We start from the raw sequence: 20,839 nt of genomic DNA, 5'->3' as shown, positions 1-20,839 counted from the left end.
TTACGTCTATACGCAAAAACCTCGCTGTTGATTAACAGCGAGGTTTTTTCATTTTTTCACAGAAGGCTGAGGGCTAATGCGCGGTATTAAAACCGCAAATAATACAACAACCCCCACACCAATCAATAATAAATAAAACCATTGTAGGTCTGATGACTTTTCAGAGGCAGTTTGTTCTGTTCGATCTTTCTTGTAGGAAGTGTTTTTAGAAGAAAACAAGTTATATTCTTTTGCTTTCGCAGAAATCGTATTATCTTCAGCTGATGCGTTCGCAAAAAGACTTTCTTTTAAGCTCTCTTTCTCTGCATCTTCCTCTTTTTCAAATGTAAGATCCTTTATTTCCTCCGGAATATTTCCTACTTCTTTTTTATTTTCCAGCAAAGATTCGGGGTCCAAGTTAATCGGATCATCCTTATATACATTTGGTTTAATCTCTTCAACGTTTCCGTCATCATCTTCAGCCGCTGCTGCTATAGGGAAACAAAGAAGTGAAAAAATAAGAACAATACTTCCAATCTTCTTATTAAGCACTATAGGTTTCATCATTTTCAACCTCTTTAGTCGTCTTTAAAGCACGAATAATAGATGGCAGAACACTTAAAACGGCAGTCATTCCCAGTAATACAATAAGCGCCTGTCCAAACAGCGACTGCGTATCATATTGAATTGACATATATACTTTAGACACTGGATCTTCGTAATTAAAGTTTGGCATAGATAAGTTAAGAAGTGGGGTAATATAAAATAAAATCAACCCTACTGTCGTCACCCATCCAGCGAAGCTCCCTAATAAGAAAGCAATACGTACGAGTGTAGATGTAGCAAGTAATAAGACAATCGTAAAGATTGACCATTCCATTGCCCGGTCTCCCGATAACGAATAAATATTAAGGCTAAAGATACTTACCATTAACCCTACAATCAAATTCAATAACCCAAACAGCGTACCTTTCACAAGCATAGGTGCATGTCGGTAGTATTGACTGAAATAGCCAATTAGTAAGCTGCTGATTAAGATAATAACCAAAATGACAACTGGTGGAACCTCTTTTACTTTTTCAGCCGGCACTTCACCGCTTACTTGAAGAGGATTGGCTAAATAATGATAAACGTAATCATTATTCTGTCCATCTACTAATGTATTATTTAACAAACGGTATACCTGGCCGCGAACCAACTTCGTTGAATCCACGTTTTGGGCCCACTTGCTGTTAAGCGTGTCAGCTTTATCCTGGACTTCATTTACACGCTTCTGCAATTCATCTGTGTATGTGACAACATTTGCTTGTCTTTCACCTAAAGATGAAATGAGTTCGTTCATTCCCTTCAACTCTTGACCCATGCTTTGTTGCAGCGTCATTAAGCCCGTTACGTCCGGAGCTTCTTTCTTTTCTAATGCTTGATCTTCACCTGCGCTAGATTGAAGCTCTTGATTCATTGCATTTGCTTTTTCTTGAATAGCTGATAGCTCTTCCATAATAGATGCTTGTTCAGCATCAACTGTTTGTCCATATTGATCAGCAAAATCTTGCACTGAACTTTGGAACTGTGCTAACTCTTCTTTTGTTAGAGACAGGTTTTGTTGGATTTGCTTACGTGCATCTTGAGAAGAGACGGTGCCAGCTAACGCCTGCTGCAAACTTCCTTTAATAGAGTCATTGTTAAGGACGCTGTTCTGTATGTCTGTATTTCCTACCTGAGCTAAAGTCAAATCATACTGCGATAAATCACCGTAGTACTTTAGCAGATCTTCTGCACTGCTGCTTTGAATCTTACCTGAGAATGTATTGCTCAACTTTTCCTTGCGAGAAGCTGAAAGGTTTGGAGAAGATAAAATTTTATCTTCTTTGTTTGTAATCATCGTAATGAGATTGTCTACATTCACACTACCTTTAGAAGGCTTTTTGCCGTCTTCTTTCAACTTTTCATTCTCTTTTTTTAATCGTTCATTTTCTTCTTGAAGCTTAGCAATTTGACTGCTGGACGACTTGGTCGCTTCTTCTAAGTCTTTCTCTGCTTTGTTTTTCTGTGCTGTCAAAGACTTAACGTCTGCTTCCAAACTGGCAATTTTCTGCTTCAGCGCATCCGTATTTTCTCCTGAAGCTTCCGGCTGAACTGTTACATTTTGCAGCTCATCTTTGACTGCTTGTACCTGTATTTTCAGATTAGCCACTTTTTCAAGCGCACTTTTCACAGCATTGGATGTACCTGATGCATCCGGTGTGTCCGGTGTTTCAGGCGTTTCAGGCGTTTCAGGCGTTTCCGTTCCCTCAGATGTCTCAGGTGCTTCAGGTGCTTCAGGTGCTTCAGGTGCTTCAGGTGTTTCGTTCACCATTCCTTGGAGCTGCTGTTCTAAGTCTTCAAGACCTTTTGATATATCATCAAGCTTTGCTGTTTGCTGAGATAAATCCACTTTAATTGGTTCTGACGTTCCTTCGCCTTGACCAGCATCTGGCTGAGTTCCATCATCTTCTCCAGGATCCGTCGGCGTCTCTCCACCTTGATTCGGATCTGGCTGAGTGCCGTCACCTTCCCCAGGGTCCATTGGCGTCTCTCCGCCTTGAGTAGGGTCTGGCTGAGTTCCATCACTTTCCCCTGGATCCGTTGAGCCTCCGCCACTATCATTTGATGAAGCTGTCTCTAGCTGCGCACGAAGCGGCTTTAGCTTACTTTCAATTTGATTTAGGGTTGTTTGCTCAGACTGCTGTTTATAGGAACTGACTATTTGGCCGTTCAAATCTTGCAGAGCTTTTTCTTGTTCACTGATGTTATCCGCTTGTTGGTCTCCAAGTTCTCCAACGGCTTTTTGATTTTGATCCAACTGCTGTTGAATGGAAGATAAGCCACTAAACACTTGATTGGCCTGCTCATTAAAATTTTGCTTAGAGCTTGGCTGATTAGATTCAAGGGAAGAAAGCCCTTCTTGAATCGCAGTGACGCTTTGAGCCTGCGTTTTTTCAAGCATTTGTTTCTGTGTTTCTTGATATGTTTGATATTGATTTACATATTCAATAAAGCTGTTTAAATTCTTTTCAACCTGTTCTACGTCGCCTTGTCTGTCACTCGAACCTTTTTCTGCTTTATTTACATTATCTTGGATTTGCTGAAGAATTTTCTTTTGATCATTTAATTCACCTGCTAAATCTTTTGAATTCGGTTTATAAAAAGCGACCATTGTTTTTTGAAAGGCGATTTCTTTATTTAGAATTTTATCGAACTGTCCGCGTACTTTATCCACTTCCTGTGATACATAACTCCAGTACAAAGAGGACATTTCATTATTAACCTTTGTAGTAGCATCTTCTAATTCCCCTACTACTTTTTCCTTATTAACTGCGTTAAGCTGACTTTGAACTTTGTATTCCAAAGTAGCTTTTTCTGGCTTTTTTTCCTGATACGATAAAATATTTTGTGAGAAAGTCGAGGGAATATAGATAACCGCATCATATTTTCCATTCTGTAAACCGCTTGTAGCTGCGCTTCGTCCAAGCACGGTCCATTGATAATCCGACCCCTCCTGTAAAAGAGGAGTCACTTTTTCTCCAAACTCTATCGCTTTTTCACTATTTTCTTTTACTCCATTATCTTCGTTAACCACCGCAATCGTTCTTGTTGAGTTTTCTGTGACTTGTAGCGGATTGTCTCCAATATACTGGAAAAAGAAAGAAGGAAGAGCCAAAATTAAAACAACAGCTAATATGACTTTAAGTGTATACTTACGCTGTTCGGTCATGTTAAGATCTTCCTTTCACTTACACATAGCGGGATTTGAATTCTTGTTTCTTTTCCACTTTTAATATAATAACCGAAGCCAGGATTAACGTCGGCTTCTTTTCGGTCATAAGGAAGTGTAAATAAGCTTTGCTCTGTTTTCTTCATCAGCAGCACAGCTTGGCTAATTTGCTTCACTTCTGTTGTTAACGCGTCAAATCCTTTTGAAAACTCATTGTTGTTCCCTGCAACAATCAAGTTAAAGCCCAGGTGACTATAATTTTTCATCAATTTTGTAATACGATCCTGCAGGACGCTGTCTAAATTTTGCTGGAATCGTACAAATCCGTCTACTACAAGCATGATCGGAGCAAATGAAAGACTGTGTACCGTTCCTTCCTGCACTGCTTCCAAATACTTATTTTCACGTCGCTGCAACCGTTCTTCAGTTAAATCAAGCCAGTCGATAATCTGTTCTTTTGTTTCCATGTAAACAACTTCATCTTCAGCTGTATAGCTTGATAAACCGCGATCAACCGAATCAAATAATCCGATTTGCTTCACGCCTTGTTCAAGCGCTGTTTGCAGTATGACCTTCACTACATTTGTTTTTCCTTTTTGCGTCTGCCCCATGACGATGCAATGCTTATTTTTCGTAAAGTTCATATGCACCGGTCGAACAAACTCTTCATCTAACCCAAGAGGAATGACTCCTTTTTCTCGAATAACCCTTCTGTCCGTCATAAACTCGGCAAGCACAAGTTTCGATGACAGCATTGGTACAGGCTCCGGAACAATAGCATCAGCATATTGATTCTTTAATCGTTGAATGTGCAGCTTAACTGTATCAAAAATTTCAAAATCATCTTTTCCTTCCGCAGGTAAAAACAGCTGCGCAAAATAAGGCTGATCCGTTTTGATAATAGCCCGGCCTGGAATAGACTCTAGCGCATACGGCGTACGTCCTAAAATAGAATACGCTTCTGAATGATCCATTAAATAATGAACAACCTTCGTTTTCAAGTTATTCATAAGCGACTGACGAATAGAATTCACGCGCGTCGCGGTAAAGATCATATAAATTCCTAAAGACTGGCCGTCACGCACGAGCTGTGTGAACTGCATTTCTAGATCTTGCATTTCTTCTTTGACAAGATCAAAATTATCAATCGTGATAAAAATTAGAGGAAGCTCTTCTGAACTTAGAGCATTATACATTTTGATATTGCTAACTTCCTGCTGTTGAAATAACTGCTTTCGCCTTGCGATTTCTTGTTTGATAATCGTCATAAATTTTTCAATTTTACGCATTTGATCCATTAAGAAATAATCCGCCGTATGAGGCAGCTGACGAAGCGGCAGCAGCGTGCCGTTTCCAAAGTCAAAAATGTAATAATGAAGCTGCTCCGGGCTTTGTCTTTCAGCTAGACTAAAAAGCAACATCATGACTGTAAACGATTTACCGTATCCTGACGAACCAAATATACCAATGTTTCCATCGTCCATCAGCTGATAGTTGTATACCGTTTGACTTTGCTTTTCCGGTTCATCAATCAAGCCAATTGGGAATACGCCGTCTCGCTTCTCTGTGTACTCACTGCGAAGCAATCTCTCTTTAAGAGGCGGCAGCCATGGACTATTTAATTTTTTGATAGCTAGTTCCTGCTGCGTTTTTTCAATTTTTTGCACCACAACATCAATTTCTGCTTCCGCTTGTTTAGATGACGTCTGCTGAGTAGATACATCAGATAAAGGAATCAACCCGAGATCTGTGACAATGGCGACTTCATCTTCAGCCCCATACGTATCTTCCATGTACGGCGCGCCGCTCCAAGCTGACTGAAACAGTTCATACACTTCATTATTTCCAACCTGCAGATAGCCTCGACCCGTCACCGTAATAGAAGCAGCGTCTGCATTTTTTAAGATTTCTTTACTGTCAGCGGCATCTTGGACTTTTAAAGCTACTTTAAAGCGCGCATTACTCCATATTTGATCGTCAATAACACCGCCTGGCTTTTGCGTGGCTAAAATTAAATGAACTCCTAGACTACGTCCAATGCGCGCCGCGCTCACTAATTCCCGAATGAACTCTGGTTCTTCACTTTTTAACTCGGCAAACTCATCCGAGATTAAGAATAAATGAGGCAGAGGTTCTTCTGCCATACCTTGCTTATATAAATCTGTATAGTCATTAATGTGATTGACTTCATATCTATCAAACAAGCGCTGGCGTCGCTTTAATTCACTTTTAATTGAAGCTAAGGCTCTTGTACTAAAATTCTTACTTCCTTCAATATTTGTAATGGTTCCAAGCAGATGAGGCATGTTTTTAAACGGCTGAGCCATTCCTCCGCCCTTATAGTCAATCAATAAAAACGCGACTTCATGGGGATGGAAATTCACTGCTAGCGAAAGAATGTACGTTTGTAAGAATTCACTTTTCCCTGACCCCGTCGTACCTGCAAGTAATCCATGAGGGCCGTGAGCCTTTTCATGAAGATTTAGTTCAACAATATCTTCTTTTCCTTTTAACCCAATAGGAACTGCTAGCGACTTAGCTGATTCATTGCTTTGCCACCTTTGCATGATATCCAACTCACCAATTTCTCTTGCTTTAAATAATTCTAAGAATGAAACGCTATTTGGAATTGAGTTGGTCATGCCAACTTGGTGATCCAATGTCCGCAGCATCCTTGCAAATCTTTCATTATAATCAAGCGTGTGTTTATCAAGCTGAAATGGAATATTCACAGCCTTTTGCTTTTGAATTAATATATCCCCCTCGGATTCGTTAATATAACGGACGAGTGTATGAACATGCTCCGTTAAGCTTTCCTTTGTCTCTGCCGCAAATATCGCAGAAAACCCAAGGTGAGGGTGATACCCTTCTAAATACTCTAAGATAACGTGATCTGCAATTAACTGCTGATTCGTAATAATAAAAACAAAGTGAGGCAAGAAAACCCCTTCTCCTTTTGCTTCATCCAAATCGCGTTCTCTCAGCATTTCATAAATAGAAGATAAAAGCTGATCTCTCGTTTGTTCATTATAGATGAAACCTTTCGCAAAAGAATGCGGAAGCTGAAAATGAGGAAGCCATTTCATCCATTCCCACTCTTTATATTCTTCTTCATCAAAAATGAATACGAATCTTACGTCATGATAACTGTGGGAAAATGCCAGCTGTCCTACAAGCTGATGCAGTTCATTCTTCACCGTTTTCATCTTTCCTACCAGACCGATAGAGCCTAAACCTAAATGAGCGGTAACAGGGGCATTTTTCACTTCTCGATAGACCTTTTCCATGTGCTGAGACTGCTCAAGCAAATCATCAATTTCTCGATTAGCCATATCTCCGCTATTCAAAGAAATTTGGTAGCTTCCCGGAACTGTTCCTGTTCCAAGGCGCACCTGTAAAAAATCACTGCTTTCTACAGTTCGTTCCCAAATTCGATCAGAAATCTGTTCTGTTAAATATTTCATTCGTTCAAACGTCGGAAAATGATAAGATAATACATCTCGTTGAACTGATACTAGTTCTTGTAATTCCTCGCGCTTGTTCTCTAAATACTTTGTATAAATTCGACGACGACGCTCCTGCCGCTTCTTGCGCTGTTTTTTATCTTTGAAGTATTGAACGGTAGATACAATCAGCGTGGTCGTAAACATCATGACAGATATAATAATAAAAATTCCCCTAGGCTGAATAATCGAGACCGTACCCATGACTAAAAGCATGACTAATGGCGGTAAAATAGTAAGCCATAAGCTTCGGTTATTTTCATCATTGTCTTGCGACGGAAAGGACAAGCTCACCTTATCATTAGGCAAATCATATATCATGCGCGGTGTCCGTCTATAAACCGGGTACTTCTTTTTCATTTCAGAAATAGGCTGTGCCGTAGCTGGAAGCTTAGATGCATAATCATAGCAGCTTTGAATCTTCAGCAAATCTTTTTCGATCAATTGAATCGTCATAGAAGACCATAAAATAAGATCTCCAGGCTGAAGGTTCGTATTCTCTTCTAGTCGGTGTCCGTTAAGATAAAGCGGTTCTTGGTTATAAAAGACCTTCCACTTCCCGTTTATCTTTGATAAGTAAAATCCTTCTTTTGGCTCTATTACACACTTTTCTTTCTGCTGATACACATCAGCTGCTTCATCACTTGTGGAAAACGAGACTTCTGATCCGTAATCAATATAATAGACAGCTTCTTTAACAGCCGTCTCTGTAAGGACAAAGGTTAAAACATGTCCTTGTTCTCGCCATACAAATGACTCAGAAACAGATAGCTCTGCTATCCTTTCTTCTCCGTAGGAAATCAAGAGCCGGCCGTTCTTTTCAGATGACAGCGTCATTTGCCCTTTCTCAAACGGATAGGAAAACGTAAAAGTGTGATGCTGAGTGTTTCCTACCGTTGCTTGGCGAAAGGTTTTAAAATCTACAGGCAGCTGCTGATACGTTTGCCCACTAACTACCCAAAGCATATTCATACAACTACCTCCCTACTTCGATTGATCTTCCTGCTGTTTTTTCTGCTCTTCTTGTTTCTTTTTCTCGGCTTCTGCAGCTTTCTGTTCTTCTTCCTGCTGCTTGGCCGCCTGTGCTTCCTCAGCTTGTTTCTCTTCTTGCTGCTTGGCTGCTTCCGCTTCTTGCTGATCATTTTCTTTCTTAAATTCTTCAAGTTCGTTCGCTACTTTATCAAGCTCCTCTTGCTTTTTATCAGCCGCTAAATCGTTGTCTGTCTTTAGCTGACCTTCGTATTTCATTAGTGCATAGATAATTAACGAACGTTCTTCTAACAACCTGCTGACTTCTAGCGCTTTTTTGTTGTCTCCTCGGCCAATGTAAAACCAATAGGCAAAATACTGAGGATCTGACTGAAGCGTAATGGTCTTTAAAGCATTTGCTTTTTGCTCCTCCCCTAACTTTTCATTAACAAGATAGGAAGTTGCTATTTCGTATTGCACAATTTTAGGCATGCTTTCAATGTCATAATCTTCAAGTGTGTCGACTACTTTGCTGTAGTTTTTTTCAAGAAAGTATTCGTTGCTTTCTACAAATGCTTCTTGTTTCGGCTGAGCAAAAAAGTAAGAGTAAAAAGTATAAATAAGAGCTGGAATTAATAAGACAAGTATACCCACAGATGAAAACTTAAAAATGGTCCAGCGTTTTTGAGGAAGTTGAACGAGTGTCTTTTGATGCTTTTCAATTTGAGTTAGCTTATGCTGAACAAATTGACTCAACTCTTCCTCATTGCTGATATGCATTATTTTTTTAGCGTCTTCTTTTAATTGCAAGGTCTCATATAACTTAAAATACTGTTCAAATGTATGTGATGAGTCAACGGCCGCTGCTATCGTAGCCTTTAACTCTTGAAAGCTTTGTTCCTCGTTAGACTCATAAGGAGGTAAACTTTCTTTCACTCCATAGTGTAAAAAAGCCGGACTTAAACTTTTATCAAAAATGATATTTTCTGGACAAATCAACAAATGCAGCCTTGAAAAAGAATGCTGCTTTACCTGTTTGATAAGCTGATCTGCAAACAGCCACTTTTGCTGTTCTTCTTTTCCTCTTAATGCCGTAAAAGGTTGAAATTCAGAGGTAGGCTTAATTGTTATTTTAAGTTCATCATCGCTCATCATGATTTCTTTTTGAAAAGCCATGTTTACATCCTTTAACATTTCAATTTCAACAGAACGATTAAGTCGAATTTTTTCTTTTTGAAAAACAAATGTATATTCATTATTATGACGTGTCATTACAGCTTCGAGCTGTTCTTCTAAGTAAGTCGGTTTCTTCTCTGACATTCTAATAGACTCCTTTAGAGAATTTCGATACAATCACCTGTGGTAATTCCGCAGTTAATCATCGTCTCATTTCCCGAGAAAATAAGATTTTTATTTGAAACACGTATCCACGCACCGTCCTTTGGTGATTGAGTAATCTTTTTAGCTTGCCAAACGATCTCGACTACTTTTTTGAGTGAATGATAGTTTGATAGTCGCAAATCGAACCGATCACCTGTATAGTGCTTTAAGTCTACTGTTACTTCTATATACATAGGGTTTCATCACCTCAAAACATAGAAAAAGCGCCTTCATCTTTTGAGAATAGGGCGCTCCTTTTATTACTTCACTTAGATTATTAGATGAAGTTAACCGCGGATTTGGCTAGCGATTTGGTTATCTGTATCTTCAAGAACGTTTGCAGAGTCATCTAATTGCTTAGCAATCTTTGTAAGTAGGTTAGACATTTCAACGAAAGAAGGCTTTAGTTCTTCGTATTGAGCAGCAAACGCTTCGCTTGAAGCACCTTCCCACATGTCTTGAAGTTGATTTTTCATTGTATCAAGACGACTTACTAATTCTTGAACTTGACCGCTTTCGTTAGTATAACGACCTGCCATGTCGCGAAGCTCTGCTGGTGTTACGCGAATAATTCCTGACATACATATCTCTCCTTCGGTTTATATATTTACTATTATTGTAAGAAACTCTAGTGATAAGGTCAAAGGTTACTTGCAAAAGCCTCCAAAAATGAGAATATGTATCTACAAATACCCCTAAAAAATGCAAATAAAACCTAAACAACCAAGATTTTGTTCTCATTTAAACCTTTTCCATCTGATCTATAGGTACCTATTTAAAGGAAAATAAAAACTATAAGACTATTAAATTACATTTTTGTTCATTATCTATAGAACTATTTACTAGTAATAAAAAAGCAGCAGCCTATTTAAGGCCCTGCCTCTTTATATATCTTATATTTATTTAAGATTCAGACATGCTTGGAAAAAGCACATGCGCTTTTTATTTTTTGGCTACTGCTTAAAATAATTTTGATCTTCTTTTAACATCCTTATTTCTTCGGGGATGAATAATTTTGAGAGAGGCGTGTCAGGGTTAAGTAATATCGCTATTTCTTCATTTAATACAGGCAGCATATCCTTAAATGATACGCATACGGTCTTTTCATCTTTCAGCATCTGTTCAATCGGATATTTTGACGAAAAAACAGGTAAATATCGGTACGCTGCGCTTTTCATTGTCTGAACGTAGTGCTCTGCAATCAATATATCTGATGCTCCATGCTCTGAATTCACAACTAGCCATAAATTGCTATTCATTAAAGTTTTATAAAATTGAGCAATTTTCTTATTATCTTTCATTGCTTCGATTAATGATTTTTCTAATAAGTTAAATGTATATTTCATTGCCGAGACAACCCTGTAAGGAACTGTACCATTTCACTTCCAGCGCCATCATATACTTCATTCATTCTCTCTTCACTTCCTCTGTGCTGTCACTAAACATAATGTTTGAAGGATTCATTTCCTGACTTAAAATGCCCAACCCCATTTGAATAACGCCATAAGTAAAAAATTCCGTTCGACTGCATGTAGAACCATTCACTACTTTTTCTTCCCAAGACATAGAAAGCGAATTCCACATAACATTAAGAGTACCTAAAGGTTTTTCAATCGTTCTATGCATATTGTCATACGTATTCCATTCTTTTAAGTTCTTTATATCATTCCACGTATCTTGTGAATGGGTGCTCCCATCGCTCCATACGCTCGACCAAAACTCCGTCCAGCCTGAAGAGCCTTCTAGCTCTCCATCTGCTTTTCTCATTTGTTCTGCCGTGTCTTTTACTAATAAATGTGCGTTTTCCGTTAGCGAATCAAGTTTGCGAATCATATGCTGTAACTCTTCCTGCAAGTCCAGCACTTTATCAATATCTGCAACAGACAAGAAATGTAGATTTGTAGCTTCCCAGCTTAGTTTTTGAAGTGCATCAGCCGTCTGTGAATGAGACTGCTGAATTCGCTCTGCAAATGTCTGCAGCACCTCTGGATTTACTTTTATCTCCATGTATGTCCGTCCCCCTATCTCTTGTAAGCCTTCAGTCATCATCTAAACATTTTTTAAGCCTATACGGAAAGACTCACTTTCTAAAGGAGTGAGTCGATAATGTTATTTATTACGCCGATGCTAACTCTCTTAGTCGTGAAATTTCTAAGCGTAAAGTTTGAAACAATTCATCCCTTACGTCGTACAGATGAAAAGTAGATTGCGTAATATCATTATAAATATCCTCATATGAGCTCTTAGAACGCCCTGACCAATCTGACGCATATTGTTGGTGCGAATTTTGAAACAGATAGATACCCTCTTCAAGAAATTCCATGATACGTTGAACTTCATGTAAATATGATTCTAATTGATCTGCATCTCGACTATATTCTTTACTTTTTCTTCTTCGCTCTATGTCGTCAAAGAGATCATCAATTGCATCCATAAAATGTCCCCACGTCCTTCTTCCTCTTTTATTAGAAGTCTCTTAAAGTAATGTTAAAATAAGGTTACAAAAAACAAAATCCATCATTCAAACTATTTTCATACCTAGGAAAAAATATCTACATTTCTCTTTTTTTACTTATTTATACAGGGAAAATAGAGAAAATAAACAACGCCAGGCTGCTGTAATAAAGCAGTAGACGTTGCTTTTTAGGTTATGACACTGCTGTTATAAAAAGGAAGAATACCTAGTTTACATTCGACCTTTTTGTTTCTTTTTCTTGTTAAACGGCTTTTTTGAAGGTTTTTTAGCTGTACGGGACTGCTCTTTTGTTCCTTCATCCACGATTTCACCCATATAAAGTTCTTTTTTCACTAATGAAAGTTGAAGTTCACGTGCGATTTGTTTTAAATTTCGTTCTTCACGTTCAGTCACAAGAGAAATGACTGTACCTTCTGCTCCCGATCTGCCTGTTCTACCTGAGCGATGTACGTATTGATCTGCATCTTGAGGAACATCGATGTGAATTACATGCGTCAATCCCTTAATGTCTAATCCTCTAGCTGCGACATCCGTTGCTAATAAGACAGGGAAATCTCCTTTTCGAAACCCTTTAATCGTCGTAGCACGATCTTCTTTTTTCGTTTCACTGTGTAAAGAGCCTGCTTCTACACGCTTAAATGTTAATTTTTCTTCAAACTCGATTAAAGTATCAATTCCTTTAAAAAAGGCTAAAGCTTTCATTTGTTCTTGACGAACTAGTTTTCTAAGCACGTCCACTTTATCTCTAGCTTCACTTTTGATGTATACATGCTCTACCTTCGAAGCAGGAAGTTCATCTCTTCCTACCTCTATTTCAAGAGGGTGGTTCATCATATCTTTCGCTAGCGATTTGGTACGTTCTGATACAGTAGCTGAGAAGACTAGGATTTGACGATCACTTAACGCCATTTTTACAATCTGTTGAACCGTTTGAACATGCTCAGGTACAAACAATTGATCCGCTTCATCAATCACAATTGTTTTGACTTCGTGCATTTTTAATTTCTTCATTTTAATTAGCTCGTTCAAACGTCCTGGGGTACCAACAATAATATTAGGACGTTTTTTGAGTTTTTCTAATTGCCGTTTCATATTTGCTCCGCCAATAAACGCAGCGCTTGAAATACCGCTTCCCTGCGACCAAGTTTGAATTTCACCGTGAATTTGCATAACTAATTCATGGGAAGATGCTAAAATAACTGCTTGAATATGAGATGGTCCCGGCTGAATGCGATGTAAGACAGGCAACAAATATGCCAGCGTCTTTCCTGTTCCCGTTGGGGATTCTCCTATTACATCTTTATTAGCTAAAATCTCTGAAATAGCTTTCGTTTGAATGGCAGTAGGCTCATTGAACCCTGCTTTTTTCCATGCCTCTTGTAAAAAAGGCTGTAAAGTCTCTATAAACTGACTCATATCTATCTCCTTTTCCATGCTTTTCTCGATATTATAAACGATTTTTTTCATTTCAATTAAACGAATGTATCAGTGGCCATTTGCGTTAATACTGACCTTAATTTCTATTTATAAATAAACCTTTCTTACCCCAAGGGACCCTGTCAATCCGTCAGTAGAAAAATCGGTTGTTACCTTAACTTTTCTACATCAATAAACATAGCTTCAACTATGATACACTATTGCTTCTATAGAAAACAATATGATCCTCTTTATTATGGACGAAAACTTGTATAAGAAGGAGGTTTTATGTCCTATATGGATCCAGACCAAAGGGCTCAGCTGCTTACTTTCTCTTTTTCACGAAAACAGCCGCCTCTCTGAACTACGAGAGGCGGCTGTTTCGTTCTATAATTGGCATATCAATAGTAACCGTTGTCCCTTTTCCTTTACCGCTTTTAAAATGCATGGTACCTTGATGACGCTCCATGATTTTGTAACACACGGCCAGCCCTAAGCCAGTGCCAGCTTCTTTTGTAGAATAAAACGGCGTTCCTACTTGTTCAATCCTCTCTTGACTCATTCCAATTCCATTGTCTTCAAAGTGAATCAATACTCGTGTATCTTTTTCTTCAACTGTTATTGTAATATGACCTTTCTCCATAATAGCTTCTACACCGTTTTTGATCACATTGATGAACACTTGTTTCAACTGATTTGCATCAGCCGAAACATAAATAGGCCTTTTTGTTGTTTCTTTCAATAAAATAGAAACATTATTTAAATTGGCCTGCGCTTCCATTAGGGTAATAACTTGTTTTAAAATCGCGCATAAATTGGTCTTTTCAAAAGATACATGCTGCTTTTTTCCAAGAATGAGCATTTCACTGGAGATTAAGTTGATGCGGTCGATTTCAGACATCATGATATCTAAATATGTGTCATTTGTTTCCTTAGAGGCTTGCATAACCTGTACAAAACCTTTTAAAGAAGTAAGCGGGTTTCTAATTTCATGTGCGACGGCACCTGCCATTTGTCCAATAACCGACATTTTTTCCGAGGTTATCATAAGCTCTTCATCTTGACGGTATGTAGTAATATCGCGTGCAATCATAAATACACCTACTACCTGCTTATGAACGATAATGGGAAGCAAAGAACACCTCAGCAACCGTCTTTCTCTCTTTCTATTGATCACATTCATTTCGAACTTAGCACCTTTTCCATTCAGCACTTCTTTAAAATACTCTTTACACATATCAAACTCTTCAGCTGCGATAAGAGCTGAAGGTTTCATCTTTTGCAATTCTTCACTGGAGTATCCAACGATTGCTTCACCTTCTGGATTAGCAAGAAGAACTTCACCCGTTTTACTTATTTCAAAAACGCCATCGGGATTATGTTTGAATAAAGATTGATAGTGCTGGTTGCTCGTTTGAAGTTCGTGTTCTTTCACTACGAGCTCTTGCTGGGACTCCACTAGTTTATAAGCTCTCCTATATACCAATCCATACAAAATAATCCCCGTAGCTAAAATAAAAAACCAACCTTTGTATTGTTGAAAAAAAATATATACTTCAAAACGACCTTGCGCTAATGTTCTAGATATATTATCAGATATCAAGATCCATACAGCGCCAATAATGATATATATAATTGAAATTCTTAAAGCTACTTTACGCGCGTGTTTCACCAAATTTTAATCACCTGTTTATCAATATTGATCCCCTGTCTTATTGTCTTTATATGAAGTGTTCACTTTTTGTAGCCATTTCATGCCGTTGTAAAAAATTGATGAATGACCTGACCTAAGTTACTAATAGATTTTACATTTGCTTGAAAATGATACTGGTGAAGCCACTGACTATGATCGGGTGTCACACCTGTTAAATAAATCTGTACACCCATTAGCTGAAATTCCCATATTAAATGTTCTAGGGCTGCAACACCTCGTTCATCAATTTGACCTATTCCATTAAAGTCAATGATAACTCGATCAACCGTTTCCTCATCTATTTGTCTGAGCAGCCGATGTTCATTTTTCATGATGACTTCCTCAAATAAATCGCCAAATAGAGGTATAAGCACCATGTTGTTCGATAAATGAATAAACGGTCCCGACAGTTCTATAACTCGGTTCATTGCTTTTTCTAATCGTTCTTTTTGCAGCAGCAGTTCTAAGTCTGTTTCAGATAAACGCGCTGTATGTTGTTGGATTTTTTCTGAAAGAATTCTAATTTGAGAATCTTCCTCTACACATATTACATGCGCCTTATCTTGCTCCCATTTGCAATTCACGGTATAAAGAGACATCTTAGCTTTGCGCGAATGCATGACTAATTCTGTTTTTATTTTTTTTTTCTGCCCTAATCGTTTTCTAGCTTTGATCTGACTATCTTCGTCAACAATTTCTAAAAAATGTTGAACCTCTCCGAATAAAGTGGCTGCTTCATCAGATCGCGCTAGAATATTCATTTCCTCATCCATAATAAAAACAGGAAGCGGAGCATATTTAATAGTCGACAACCTTAATCCCCCTAATTGATTGATAATGAAAAAACTCTTTCAACTCCTCTAACTGTGCAATAAACCGAACTTGATTTGTTTGAGCAAGAGGAAACTTATAGTTTGAAACTACTCGGCCTCCAACCAAAATAAGCGGCTGATGTTTTGTCTTTTGTAATCCTTCTATATATTCATTTGCTTTTTCTATATGATGAGTTAAACTGAACGAGATTCCTACTAAGTCAGGTTTCCATTGTTCAACAGCGTGCGTTGCATGTAAAAGCGGAGAATCTGCTCCTAAAAGTTTCGTCTGCCATCCGTGCTCTTCAAAGAGAATGGAAATCATTTTTAACCCTAAAAAATGCTGCTCATTTTCTATACATAAAAACAGACCTTTTTTTTCATTTTTAATAACTTCTTCTCTTATACACAATTGATAGCGTGACAAAACATAGTCACAGGTAGTAGTAGCTAAATGTTCATCAGCCACTGAAATTTCATCTTCTTCCCACATCATACCGATTTGAGCCATTGACACTGAAATGAATTGCTGAAAAATATAAAATGTATCGAAACCCTGCTGTCTTTTTTTCCACACAATATTCCAAGCTTCATCTTGATTCCCTGATAACAGTAATTCAGTCAAGCGTTCTATGCTTCCAATCAAGAAACCACCTCTTTTTCAGTCAAACGACTTGTTTTTTTCTTTGTTATTATCAACCATACCACTTAACTCACTGGCACTCTACAGTAAAATATTCTCACACCGACAAAATAGCACCGGACGTCTCTGACAGGTCAATCTCTTTATTTTTCAAAGTCAACGAGGTAGTGATGCAGCAAGTGACGGTTTTGTTCATTGTATAAGTACGCATACACAGGACGTCCTATTGTGCCGTAAGTCATTCTTTCTCCAAGAAGACCTATATCTGTTAGAAATTTTAAATATTTTCGAATAGACACTCTTGAGATTCCCGTTTTTTCAGCTACATCATCGGTCGAAAAAGGGTGATCTTTAAGATGCTCGATGGCTTCTACGATAACTTCTAATGTTCCAGTCGTTAAACCCTTAGGCAATGGCTCTACCGGAGCTTCTTTTATTTTTTTATTAGACAACAGCCCGTCCAATTCCTGTTGATTAAGCTGAGGTTGCTGTTTTAACGTGCGAAATGTTTGTTTGTAAGCCGAAAGTGCTTGATAAAAGCGTTCAAATGTAAAAGGCTTAATCAAATAATCAATCGCTCCGTAGCGTAAAGCTTGCTGAATCGTTTGGGCATCTGAAGCAGCGGTGATAAAAATGACATCTATTTCCTCTTGTTTTGTTCGAATCTCTTGTAAAACTCTCAAACCATTTTGCCCGGGCATAAAGATATCAAGCAGCACTAAATCAACTTGATATTTATTTACCTTCACCAAGGCTTCACGACCCGAATGAGCAACAGCGACTACTGTAAACCCCTCTATCTCTTCAATGTACTTTTGATTAAACTGAGCAACCATGGGGTCATCTTCAACAATTAATACTTTAATCAACTTGATCTCTCCTTGTTTCGTACGGAATATCAATATAGAATGTGGTACCGCTATTTATAAATGAGTCAATGACGATTTGGCCACCTAATTCATCAATCGTTTGCTTTACTAAATGCAGCCCAAACCCTCTGCTCGTGCCTTTTGTAGAAAAGCCTTTCTTGAAAATCTGATTCATTGTATCGGAAGGAATGCCGCAGCCTGTATCCGTGACTTGAATCGTAAGTTTATTGTTTTTATACACAAGCATAACGGACACTTTTTTAGAGGCTTGATGACAAACTGAATCAATTGCATTATCAATTAAATTTCCAATAATGGTAATGAGATGATGAGTAACGTGTGGATCTGAAGGTTCTGGAATAACTTCATCAGCGGAAAATGTCAGTTCTACGCTTTCCTCTCTAGCATAACTCATTTTGCCCATGAGGAACCCTGCCAACGCATGATCTTTAATAGTTTTAGTCACTGAACTAGATTCATCGACACGGTGATTAACAAGCTGATGAATATACGTTTTTAGCTCATCATAATAATTCATCTGCACCATTCCTAAAATCACATGAAGTTTATTCATAAATTCATGCGATTGTGCTCGAAGCGCTTCCACATACATTTTAACACCTGTTAGCTGCTCTGCTAAGATATTAACTTCTGTTTTATCCCTAAACGTAGAAAGTGCCCCTACAATCTCTTCGTTTACTACTAGCGGAACCCTATTAACCACAATGGCTACTCCATTTATGACTTGCTCTTCATCATAATGAGATTCCCCCGTAGACAAAACGTCGTCCAACCTGGAGGTGGGCATATATTCTCGAATAGACAAACCGATTGGCTCTGGTGCTAACCCAGCTTTAACAAATAAGCGGCGTGCAGAACGATTAGCAAGTGTAATATTACCTTCTTTATCAACAGCTATCACTCCTTCACGAACCGACTGCAGCATGGTGCTTCTCTCTTCTAGAATTTTAGCAATTTCAGAAGGTTCCAAGCCAAATAAAATTTTCTTTATGTAATTCGCTAATAAAATAGCACCAAGAACGCCTACAAGTAAACCAATTAATGAACCTAAAACAATTCGACGATGCCCATCTCTAATTGCTTCATTTACATTATTCAAAGAAATCCCCACAGCTACTGCGCCAATTTGCTGATTTTTCTCATTATAAATAGGTGCAAAAGCGCGCAGAGATTTATCAAGCGTTCCTTTTGATACAGATACATAAGATTTCCCGTGCAATGATTTTTGCTCATCGCCTCCGGCAAACCTCTTTCCTATCTTTTTAGGATCTGGGTGAGATTGGCGAATTCCATTCATATCCATAACAACGATAAACAAGACGCTTGATTTTTCACGAATTCGTTTAGTAAATTCTTGAATTGACTGAGGTGTTTTTGTCTCTAGTCCTTCTTTCACGTTCGTTGATTCTGAAATAATCGTAGCAATAGTCCGAGCTTTTTCAGCCTGTTGATCCCGAATATTTTTTCCAATTGAACTGCTAACTAATAAATCCGTTAACAATAGCGATAGAATCACCACCATGCATACAAGCAGCACCGTGATGCTTCGCAGCCCCATTCTTCCGTGTTTCACATTCTTCCCTCGCTTCCCTGCTTTTCTTGTTTATAGCACAAGAAAAAGATCTTATCTAGAGTCAGATAAGATCTTCGCTTATTTAATTTCATTTTTACTGAGTTGATTAACATTTATACAGGAAGGTTAACAATCTACTTTATAGTTTAGGTCCTTTTCGATATTTAAACCATCCCATTTTATAAAAAGCAAAGACCATTACGCCTACAAGCCCAATCATAATGCCAAGTACAATAAAATAATTATATTTCCCCGTCAGTTCCGGCATATATGAAAAGTTCATGCCATAGAGGCCAGCAATAAACGTCAACGGTAAGAAAATAGCTGACATAAGCGTGAGCGTAAACATGATCGAGTTCATACGATCCGAGTTAATGGACATAAAGCTTTCTCGGATGTCATTTGACAAATCCCTGCTTGCTTGCATAATTTCAATCATATTTAATAGGTGGTCATAAATATCATTAAAATAGCGAACCTGCTCTTTTGCTTTTAACGCATTAGTTGACATAATACGATACATTAAATCTCTCATAGGGTTTAAAATGCGGCGCATTCGTGACAAATCACTTCGGATGTCATAAAGCTGCCTCATTAATTCATCCATAGGTTCGTCTTTTGCATTGTCTTCAATGTCGTCTATGTGATCTTCAAATTTATAAAGCACAGGGAAGTATTCGTCAACGGTATGATCTAAGAGTTCATACATGATATCCCATGTTCCATCTTCGGTAGCCTCAGGGTCTTTTTTGATAAGCTCCCACACCCTAGCCACGCTCGTTAGCTTATCCATATGGTAAGTGACTAAAAAGTTATCTCCTACAAACGCAGATACTTCTAAGTGCTCAAGCTCTTCTTTATGAAGGGCATAATAGACTAAAAAATAATGCTCATCATACAACTCAAATTTAGCCCGCTGACCTTGATTTAAACAGTCCTCAACTGCTAAAGGATGAAAATTAAATTGTTCAAGCTGCTTTTTTTCTTCCTCGGTGGGGTTGTAAAAATCAACCCAATACCATTGAAAGTCATGGCTTGAACGAATCTCATTCATTTCTATTTCTTTAATAGCTCCTTCTTTGGTTTTAGCTACAATTTTAATCATAAGATAACCTCTGTCTTTTTTGATACTATTCTCTGCACATACCCTTTTTACCATTTTGTTAAACTTTTTTCTTTTAATGTACGTCTGTTCTTGTCTATACATACGATGATGGTGACGACAAGAGAACAAAACGGTGAGGAGGTATATCCATATGAATGAATTTTACTCCCGGCATGAAGAATATTGGGAAGATGATACAAGACTAGATGAACAGCTTCTAAGAGATATAAACAAAGCTGTAAACGATGAGTTTTCCGCTATTCACTACTATACACGCCTAGCAGAGCTGGCTCCTAATAATCAATTTCAACAAGCTATATCAGGTATTCGGCAGGATGAAAGTAAACACTTTGACTGGTTTTCTAAAGCCTATTATGATTTATCAGGCAGCTATCCACAGATTTCATTGAACATAAAACTGCCAAATACTTTTCAAGAAGGGGTCTCTGAATCCATTAAAGATGAAGTAGAAACCGTTCCATTTTATCAATCAATCGCTAGAAGAATCACAAATGCTCGAATTCAAAGCCGCATTGTTCGAGCTGCGAGCGATGAACAGCGCCACGGTCAAATTTTCCGAACCATTCAGTCCCACTTCTCATACTAAATAATACGCTTGCAGTGGCAAGCGTATTATTTGGTATGG

17 protein-coding genes are annotated in these 20,839 nt (G+C 38.1%); 1 reads left to right on the top strand and 16 read right to left on the bottom strand.

What is annotated here, in order from left to right; genetic code table 11:
- Positions 1–48 precede the first annotated feature (48 nt).
- The 16 genes from essA to corA all read right to left on the bottom strand — a co-directional run bounded on the left by essA (position 49) and on the right by corA (position 20,193).
- Positions 49–546, bottom strand: a complete 498-nt coding sequence (gene essA, locus ACFX40_RS23160; protein ID WP_060746112.1) for a type VII secretion protein EssA — start codon at positions 544–546, stop codon at positions 49–51.
- A complete protein-coding gene (gene esaA / locus ACFX40_RS23155; protein WP_377256466.1) occupies positions 524–3,733 on the bottom strand; it encodes a type VII secretion protein EsaA in 3,210 nt (1,069 codons plus the stop codon). The genes essA and esaA overlap by 23 nt, the downstream gene beginning before the upstream one ends.
- Complete coding sequence (gene essC / locus ACFX40_RS23150; RefSeq protein WP_377256463.1) at positions 3,730–8,208, bottom strand: type VII secretion protein EssC; 4,479 nt, start codon at positions 8,206–8,208, stop codon at positions 3,730–3,732. The genes esaA and essC overlap by 4 nt, the downstream gene beginning before the upstream one ends.
- A 12-nt stretch (positions 8,209–8,220) precedes the next feature.
- Entirely contained in the window at positions 8,221–9,525 is a 1,305-nt protein-coding gene (gene essB, locus ACFX40_RS23145) for a type VII secretion protein EssB (protein WP_028410156.1), read from the bottom strand.
- 14 nt (positions 9,526–9,539) lie between these two features.
- A complete protein-coding gene (gene yukD, locus ACFX40_RS23140) occupies positions 9,540–9,779 on the bottom strand; it encodes an ESX secretion system protein YukD (RefSeq protein ID WP_013055106.1) in 240 nt (79 codons plus the stop codon).
- 93 nt (positions 9,780–9,872) lie between these two features.
- On the bottom strand, positions 9,873–10,166 hold the full coding sequence (locus ACFX40_RS23135; protein ID WP_013055105.1) for a WXG100 family type VII secretion target: 294 nt from the start codon (positions 10,164–10,166) through the stop codon (positions 9,873–9,875).
- Between the two features lie 372 nt (positions 10,167–10,538).
- On the bottom strand, positions 10,539–10,931 hold the full coding sequence (locus tag ACFX40_RS23130) for an SseB family protein (RefSeq protein ID WP_028410157.1): 393 nt from the start codon (positions 10,929–10,931) through the stop codon (positions 10,539–10,541).
- 61 nt (positions 10,932–10,992) lie between these two features.
- Entirely contained in the window at positions 10,993–11,592 is a 600-nt protein-coding gene (locus tag ACFX40_RS23125) for a WXG100 family type VII secretion target (protein ID WP_013055103.1), read from the bottom strand.
- Positions 11,593–11,701: 109 nt separating this feature from the next.
- Positions 11,702–12,019: a hypothetical protein gene (locus tag ACFX40_RS23120; RefSeq protein WP_013055102.1), complete on the bottom strand. Its 318-nt coding sequence runs from the start codon at positions 12,017–12,019 to the stop codon at positions 11,702–11,704.
- Between the two features lie 252 nt (positions 12,020–12,271).
- Entirely contained in the window at positions 12,272–13,477 is a 1,206-nt protein-coding gene (locus ACFX40_RS23115) for a DEAD/DEAH box helicase (protein WP_013081498.1), read from the bottom strand.
- 364 nt (positions 13,478–13,841) lie between these two features.
- Complete coding sequence (locus tag ACFX40_RS23110; protein ID WP_377256487.1) at positions 13,842–15,149, bottom strand: ATP-binding protein; 1,308 nt, start codon at positions 15,147–15,149, stop codon at positions 13,842–13,844.
- Positions 15,150–15,229: 80 nt separating this feature from the next.
- The gene (locus ACFX40_RS23105; protein WP_377256460.1) at positions 15,230–15,982 is read right to left on the bottom strand and encodes an STAS domain-containing protein; all 753 of its coding nucleotides are present in this window, start codon (positions 15,980–15,982) and stop codon (positions 15,230–15,232) included.
- The gene (locus tag ACFX40_RS23100) at positions 15,969–16,628 is read right to left on the bottom strand and encodes a cobalamin B12-binding domain-containing protein (protein WP_028410160.1); all 660 of its coding nucleotides are present in this window, start codon (positions 16,626–16,628) and stop codon (positions 15,969–15,971) included. The genes ACFX40_RS23105 and ACFX40_RS23100 overlap by 14 nt, the downstream gene beginning before the upstream one ends.
- Positions 16,629–16,768: 140 nt before the next feature.
- Complete coding sequence (locus tag ACFX40_RS23095) at positions 16,769–17,494, bottom strand: response regulator (protein ID WP_377256457.1); 726 nt, start codon at positions 17,492–17,494, stop codon at positions 16,769–16,771.
- Positions 17,487–19,073: a DcuS/MalK family sensor histidine kinase gene (dcuS, locus tag ACFX40_RS23090; protein ID WP_060746139.1), complete on the bottom strand. Its 1,587-nt coding sequence runs from the start codon at positions 19,071–19,073 to the stop codon at positions 17,487–17,489. The genes ACFX40_RS23095 and dcuS overlap by 8 nt, the downstream gene beginning before the upstream one ends.
- A gap of 154 nt (positions 19,074–19,227) precedes the next feature.
- The gene (gene corA, locus ACFX40_RS23085; protein ID WP_013055095.1) at positions 19,228–20,193 is read right to left on the bottom strand and encodes a magnesium/cobalt transporter CorA; all 966 of its coding nucleotides are present in this window, start codon (positions 20,191–20,193) and stop codon (positions 19,228–19,230) included.
- A gap of 151 nt (positions 20,194–20,344) precedes the next feature.
- On the opposite strand from corA, the gene ACFX40_RS23080 reads away from it, so the two are divergent.
- Positions 20,345–20,800, top strand: coding sequence for a ferritin-like domain-containing protein (locus ACFX40_RS23080; RefSeq protein WP_377256454.1), 456 nt, complete (start codon positions 20,345–20,347; stop codon positions 20,798–20,800).
- The last annotated feature ends 39 nt before the right edge of the window (positions 20,801–20,839 follow it).

This window comes from Priestia sp. YIM B13552 (genome assembly GCF_042787775.1).
GTDB lineage: Bacteria > Bacillota > Bacilli > Bacillales > Bacillaceae_H > Priestia > Priestia megaterium_E.
The sequence above is the reverse complement of the archived record's forward strand: the minus strand, read 5'-3'. Positions and strand labels throughout refer to the sequence as shown.